This is a genomic window from uncultured Maricaulis sp., from assembly GCF_963976135.1.
Classification (GTDB): Bacteria; Pseudomonadota; Alphaproteobacteria; order Caulobacterales; family Maricaulaceae; genus Maricaulis.
Genome location: NZ_CAXBKN010000122.1, coordinates 1 through 6,295 on the forward strand (window position 1 = coordinate 1; position 6,295 = coordinate 6,295).

Sequence of the window (6,295 nt, forward strand, 5' to 3'; positions counted from 1 at the left end):
GCGGCCATCGCCGAACCGGTCAGATAGACCCCCAATATCCGCCAATCGATCCATTTGCCGAGCAATATGGCGCGCCAGCCATTGGAGACCGCCTGCACCACACCATGCACCACCATCGCGGCGGAAACCGGCAGGATCATCGCCAGCACCCCCATCAGGATCAGCCCGCCAGCCATGCCGAACACGCCGGAAATGAAGGCGGTGACGAAGACCGAAATGATGAGGATGAGAATGCTCACCGCGTCAGGACCGGCACGGGGGCGGACGCCGATCGAGATTGCGGAACGCAACGGGAGCGTGTAGGGTGGGGATTATGTGGTCCTTGCTGCTTCAAGGCCTGATGCAACTTGCCGCCTGGACGGGCCTGGTGGCGGCACGCATTACGCTTCCGCTCCGCCAACCGACTGTCTCGGTCTGGCGAAATTGGGAAGTGGTATGCCGGACGGGCGGTCTGGGTGCGATCGGATTGTCGGTGCTCGCTGCGGGCGGGCAGGTCCAGCCAGGCAGCATCCTTGCCGGTATCATTGTCCTGATCGCAAGCACATACTGTGCCCATCGGGCGGGTGAAATGGAGGCAAAGAATGATCGGATCGATTGAAATCAGTCTATGGCCCCTGATTGTGTTCACCGTGTTCATGATCACCGTCATTGCCATCGCCAGTTACAACGAATCGCGCGCGCAGCGGAACAATAACGCCGACGACGACGCCCCCTAGGCGCCCGCATTCTTCGCAAATCCCCAGGCACCTTCGGCCAGCGGCTTGACCGCCTGACCCGTTTCCAGCGCCTTGGAATTGGAGGCATTGCCCTGCAGCGCCCGGGCATAGACGCCCTGGCAGATCGAGGCGAGGCGGAAGAGATTATAGGCGAAGTAGAAATCGAGCTCGGGAATCCCGTCCCTGTTGGTGCGCTCGCAATAGGCCCTGGTATAGGCTTCGACATCGGGAATGCCGAGCGGGGCCAGATCGACACCGAGGAAGCCGCTGCGGATCGCCGGCGGTACCATCCAGCCCATCAGCTGATAGGTGAAGTCGGCCATCGGGTCGCCCAGGGTCGATAATTCCCAGTCCAGCACCGCGATGACACGCGGTTCGGTCGGGTGGAAGACCATATTGTCGAGCCGGTAATCGCCATGCACGACGCTGATGCGTTCCTGCTCCGGCGCCGCGGTCGGCAGCCAGTCGATCAGCTTGTCCATCGCTTCGATCGTGTCGGTCTCGGCGGCGCGGTATTGCTTGGTCCAGCGGCCGATCTGGCGCTCGAAATAATTGCCCGGCTTGCCATAGTCCGACAGGCCCGCCGCCTCGACATCAATGCTGTGCAGCTGGGCCAGGGTCGCATTGGAGGCGTCATAGATCGCGGCGCGTTCGGCCGGTTCCATGCCCGGCAGGAGCGGATCCCAGAAGATCCGGCCCTCGACGAATTCCATGACATAGAATTCGGTGCCGATGACATCGCGGTCCATGCACAGGCCATACATGACGGGGCAGGGAAAGCCGGCCTCGCCCAAGGCCTTCATGACGCGAAATTCGCGGTCGACCGCATGCGCTGATGGCAAGAGCTTGCCCGGCGGCTTGCGGCGCAGGACATAGCTCTTGGCCGGTGTATCCAGCTTGTAGGTCGGGTTGGACTGACCGCCCTTGAACTGGCTGACGCTGAGCGGACCGGCATAGCCGGTGACATGCTTGGCCATCCATGCCGCCAATGCCGCCTGATCGAAGGCCAGTGCCTCGGCGACGTCCTTGGTGCCGGAAAAATTGCGATCAATCTGAGACATGGAGCATCCGTTTGTCTGACTGCCAGGAGGCGGCCGTGTTCATTGCCGGAGCGCCTCGGGTGAAGGCGCCGTTGCTGGATCAGTCCTCGTGCTTGTAGACGACGCCGCCCTGCATCACGAAGTCGACATCGAGCAAGGCCGAAATATCGTCCAGCGGGTTGGTGTCGACGGCGACAATGTCGGCATATTTGCCCACTTCGATCGTACCGATATCGCTGTCCATCTGCAGATGGGCCGAGGCATTGACGGTCGCCGAGGCGATCGCCTCCATCGGCGACAGGCCGGCTTCGACCAGAAGTTCGAACTCGCGGGCATTGATGCCGTGCACCGAGACGCCGCTGTCCGTGCCAAACGCGATCATCACGCCGCCCTCGTGGGCGCGGCGCGCCATTTCCAGCATGATCGGTCCGACCGAGAGCGATTTTTCTCGCACGGCGGGCGTCATCCAGGAGGCCGTCGAGGCGATCTCGGCGACGGTGGCACCGGCCAGAAGTGTCGGGACGAGATAGGCATTGCGGCTGCGGAACAGGCGGATCGATGCGGCATCGAGATAAGTGCCGTGCTCGATCGAATCGCCGCCGGCCTCGAGGAAGGAATTGATACCGGTGACGCCGTGCGAGTGTGCCGTGACCCGGCGGCCCATCATGTGAGCCGCGCCGACAATGGATTCCAGCTCGTCATCGAAGAATTGCTGCTCGACCCCGGCTGCGGTGTTGGACAAGACGCCGCCGGTTCCGGTGATCTTGATGACATCGACGCCGGCGCGGACCAGTTCGCGCACGGCCCGGCGGCAATCGGCTGGACCATTGCAGGCGGCGCGGCTGGTCAGCGTGTCCATCACGGCAGTCGAAAAGCCGTTGACGTCGGCATGTCCGCCGGTTGGTGTCACGGCCGGTCCGGAAACGCGCATGCGCGGCCCGATCACATCGCCATCGCGGATCGCGTCACGCAGGCCGGTCGAGGCTTCCAGCTCGCCGCCGACATCCTGCACCGTGGTAAAGCCGGCCATCAGCGTGGTGCGCGCATTATGCACCCCGTTGAGCGCCAGGTCGGCACTGTTCTCGGTCACTTCCAGCAGGCGCCCATCGGGGCCCAGCTCGCCCTGCAGATGCACATGGCTGTCGATCAGGCCCGGCAGCACGAACTGGTCTGACAGGTCGACAATGGTCGCGCCCTCGGGCGTGACGAAACCGGCCTCGATCGCCTCGACGCGACCGTCGCGGATCAGAATGGATTGATTGGATGTCGGGGCATTGCCCGGCACGGCCAGCAAATGACCGGCGTGAATAACCGTGAGGCCGGCCCCTGGCGCATCCGTCTGCGCCAGAGCCACACCGCTGCCTGCCATCAGAGCAATCGCTGCGATCATTGAACGTAACATGCTTGTCTCCCCGCCATTTGATTTCTTGGCGTCAAACATGCCCCGGCTGGCCGGGAAGTCAATTCTCCCGGGACGGACGCACTGCCCTAATGGGTCTTGAGCGCACGCCAGGCGATGTCGCGACGGCAAAAACCATCGGGCCAGTTGATCGCGTCGATGGCCGTATAGGCGCGGTCGGCGGCATAGTGCAGGCTTTCCCCCGTCGCGGTGACATTGAGCACCCGGCCACCGGCAGCGATGCGGCGTCCCTGGCCGTCGCGCGATGTGCCAGCCTCGAAGACATGCACCCCGTCCATTGCATTGGCGGCATCAATGCCCTCAATCACCGAGCCCTTCGAATAGTCGCCGGGATAACCCTTCGCCGCCATCACGACAGTGATGGCCGGTTCCGGCGACCAGTCGATCGGCAGCATCTGGTCGAGATGGCCCGTCGCGGCAGCGTTGAGATAGGGCAGGATATCATTGCCGATCCGCGCCATCAGCACCTGGCATTCCGGATCGCCGAAGCGGATATTGAATTCCACGGTCTTCGGCCCGTCCGCCGTGACCATGATTCCGGCGAACAAGACGCCCTGAAACGGTGTGCCCTCGGCGGCGAGGCCGGCCGCGGTGGGTTCGATAATGGTCTTCATCACCGTGTCGATCAGCGCCGGGGTCGCAATCGGGGCGGGCGAATAAGCGCCCATGCCGCCGGTATTGGGGCCGGTATCGCCTTCGCCGACGCGCTTGTGATCCTGGGCGGCGCCGCAATAGAGCACTGTCTTGCCATCGCACAGGGCGAAGATCGACACTTCCTCGCCGCGCATGAATTCCTCGATCACCAGGGTGCGCGAGGCATCGCCAAACTTGCCCGACAGGAAGGCGTCAATCTCGGCCTCGGCCGCGTCGCGCGTTTCGGGAATGACAACGCCCTTGCCGGCCGCCAGCCCGTCGGCTTTCAGCACATAGGGCGGGGAGAATTCATCGAGAAAGGCCTTGGCCCTGGCTGCGTCGTCGAACACGCCATAGCGCGCAGTCGGGACGTTATGGCGGGCATAGAAATCCTTGGCGAAGGCCTTGGAGGTTTCCAGCATCGACGCGGCTTTCGAGGGACCGAATACCGCGATGCCGATGGCGCGCAGCTTGTCGGCGAGGCCGTCGCAGAGCGGGATTTCCGGACCGACCACGACCAGATCCACCGCCCGTGTCCGCGCCAGCTCGGCCAGACCGTCCAGATCGGAAACGGGGATGTCGACGCATTCCGCCAGCGTGCCGATTGCGGCACTGCCTGGCGCCGCGATCAGTCCGGTCAGGAGGGGACTTTGGGCGATTTTCCAGACCAGGGCGTGTTCGCGCCCGCCGGATCCGATTACCAGGACCTTCATCTCAACCTCATGCCTAATCCGAGCCCGCCCTAACCTAAACCATGGCGCGCCGCGAGTCCCTCGCGCCGTTGCCGCAGCGGTGAATTCACCGTACCAATCGGGCATGAACACTCCGAGCGGCAATATCCACGAATTCTCCGTTTCCGAACTCGCCGGCTCGCTCAAGCGCACCGTCGAGGATGCCTTCGGCCATGTCCGCGTGCGCGGCGAGCTGGGCCGTGTCGTGGTCGCCAAATCGGGCCATGTCTATTTCGACCTCAAGGACGAGAAGTCCGTCATCACCTCGATTGCCTGGAAGGGCACGGCGGCGCATTTCCGCTTCAAGCCGGAAGAGGGGCTCGAGGTCATCATTGAGGGCCGGATGTCGACCTATCCCGGCCGCTCGCAATACCAGCTGATCGTCGAATCGATGGAGCCGGCCGGCGCCGGCGCCCTGATGGCGCTGCTCGATGAGCGCCGCAAGAAGCTCGCCGCCGAGGGCCTGTTCGACGCCGATCGCAAGCAGGCCATCCCCTTCCTGCCGCGTGTCATCGGCGTCGTCACCTCGCCGACCGGCGCCGTGATCCGCGATATCCTGCACCGCCTGCGTGACCGTTTCCCCTGCCATGTCCTGCTCTGGCCGGTCCTGGTCCAGGGCGAGGCGGCGGCCGGCCAGATCGCCGAAGCCATCAATGGCTTCAATGCGCTGGCAGCCGGTGGGCGTGTGCCGCGCCCCGATCTGATCATCGTCGCCCGGGGTGGTGGTTCGATCGAAGACCTCTGGGCTTTCAACGAGGAGATCGTCGTCCGCGCCGCTTTCGACTCGAAAATCCCCCTGATCTCAGCCGTCGGCCATGAGACCGACACGACGCTGATCGACTATGCCTCCGACCGCCGCGCGCCGACACCCACTGGTGCCGCCGAGATCGCCGTGCCGGTCCGCGCCGAGCTCAAGGCCAGCCTTGACACGCTCGGCGGCCGCCTGGTCGCCGGCCTGTCGCGCCTGATCGAACGCCGCCGCACCGAGCTGCGTTCGGCGGCGCGCGCCCTACCGCGCCCGACCTCGCTGCTGGAGCTGAAACGCCAGCGCTTCGACATGGTCGCCGACAAGCTCGACGGCGCCCTGCTCGCCGGTGCCGCGGAGAAACGCTCGAAACTTCTTGTCCTCACCGCCCGCCTGCGCCCGGTCACCCTGCGCCGCGACATCCAGCAAAAGCGGGAACGTCTCACGGATCGAAGCGGCCGCCTTGCCCCTGCAGCCACGCGCATCCTGCGCGATCAGCGTCGCTCGCTCGGCAATTGGGCCGCCCGGCTGGAAGCACTCAGCCACACTTCGGCACTGAAGCGCGGGTTTGTGCTGGTGCGCGATGCGAATGGCAAGCTGGTCCGGACCGGCGCGAGCCTGGCATCCGGTGCCAGCGTCGAGCTGGAATTTGCCGATGCCCGCCGCGGCGCCGTGATCGATGGCGAGCCGGGCAAGGGGGCACCGGTCGCCCGGCCGAAAGCGAAACCGCTGCCGAAGGGCAAGCCGCCAGCGGCCGGGCAGGGGACCTTGTTTTAGGGGGCGATCCGGCAAATCCGCGATTGAGTGGACCCGGCCTGCGTGGGGGCATTTCCCCAAACAAACACAACAAGCCACTTCCCCCGCACGTGTTGCGGGGCCTGCCGGAGGGGACTCCAGCCAGGTGGCCAACACATGGCAGGCCCCGGAATTCAACGCGCTCCTCCGGGGGAAGATAGTGTGTTTGGTGTTGGGGCGGCGCGCAATCGCCAACTTATCCCCCACCGCCGACA

Annotated in this window: 5 protein-coding genes and 1 pseudogene; 2 read left to right on the top strand and 4 right to left on the bottom strand. The window is 64.7% G+C overall.

Annotated elements, in window-relative coordinates; translation table 11 throughout:
* A pseudogene (locus AAC023_RS13025) lies at positions 1-239 on the bottom strand (sulfite exporter TauE/SafE family protein); the annotation flags it as partial.
* A 342-nt stretch (positions 240-581) separates the two neighbouring features.
* Between AAC023_RS13025 and AAC023_RS13030 the strand changes: the two are divergent.
* Positions 582-716: a hypothetical protein gene (locus AAC023_RS13030; protein ID WP_339741629.1), complete on the top strand. Its 135-nt coding sequence runs from the start codon at positions 582-584 to the stop codon at positions 714-716.
* Here AAC023_RS13030 and AAC023_RS13035 read toward each other — a convergent pair.
* The 3 genes from AAC023_RS13035 to purD all read right to left on the bottom strand — a co-directional run bounded on the left by AAC023_RS13035 (position 713) and on the right by purD (position 4,522).
* Entirely contained in the window at positions 713-1,777 is a 1,065-nt protein-coding gene (locus tag AAC023_RS13035; protein WP_339741630.1) for a phosphotransferase, read from the bottom strand. The two genes, AAC023_RS13030 and AAC023_RS13035, sit on opposite strands and share 4 nt — an antisense overlap.
* 79 nt (positions 1,778-1,856) lie before the next feature.
* Complete coding sequence (locus AAC023_RS13040; RefSeq protein WP_339741631.1) at positions 1,857-3,158, bottom strand: amidohydrolase family protein; 1,302 nt, start codon at positions 3,156-3,158, stop codon at positions 1,857-1,859.
* 86 nt (positions 3,159-3,244) lie between these two features.
* Complete coding sequence (gene purD / locus AAC023_RS13045) at positions 3,245-4,522, bottom strand: phosphoribosylamine--glycine ligase (protein WP_339741632.1); 1,278 nt, start codon at positions 4,520-4,522, stop codon at positions 3,245-3,247.
* Between the two features lie 103 nt (positions 4,523-4,625).
* Between purD and xseA the strand changes: the two genes are divergently transcribed.
* Complete coding sequence (gene xseA / locus AAC023_RS13050; protein WP_339741633.1) at positions 4,626-6,062, top strand: exodeoxyribonuclease VII large subunit; 1,437 nt, start codon at positions 4,626-4,628, stop codon at positions 6,060-6,062.
* Positions 6,063-6,295: the final 233 nt, after the last annotated feature.

Bases quoted from the DNA above. Each gene is read 5' to 3' on its own strand.
- AAC023_RS13030 (WP_339741629.1), top strand. From the start codon at position 582: ATGATCGGATCGATTGAAATCAGTCTATGGCCCCTGATTGTGTTCACC.
- AAC023_RS13035 (WP_339741630.1), bottom strand. From the start codon at position 1,777: ATGTCTCAGATTGATCGCAATTTTTCCGGCACCAAGGACGTCGCCGAG.
- AAC023_RS13040 (WP_339741631.1), bottom strand. From the start codon at position 3,158: ATGTTACGTTCAATGATCGCAGCGATTGCTCTGATGGCAGGCAGCGGT.
- purD (WP_339741632.1), bottom strand. From the start codon at position 4,522: ATGAAGGTCCTGGTAATCGGATCCGGCGGGCGCGAACACGCCCTGGTC.
- xseA (WP_339741633.1), top strand. From the start codon at position 4,626: ATGAACACTCCGAGCGGCAATATCCACGAATTCTCCGTTTCCGAACTC.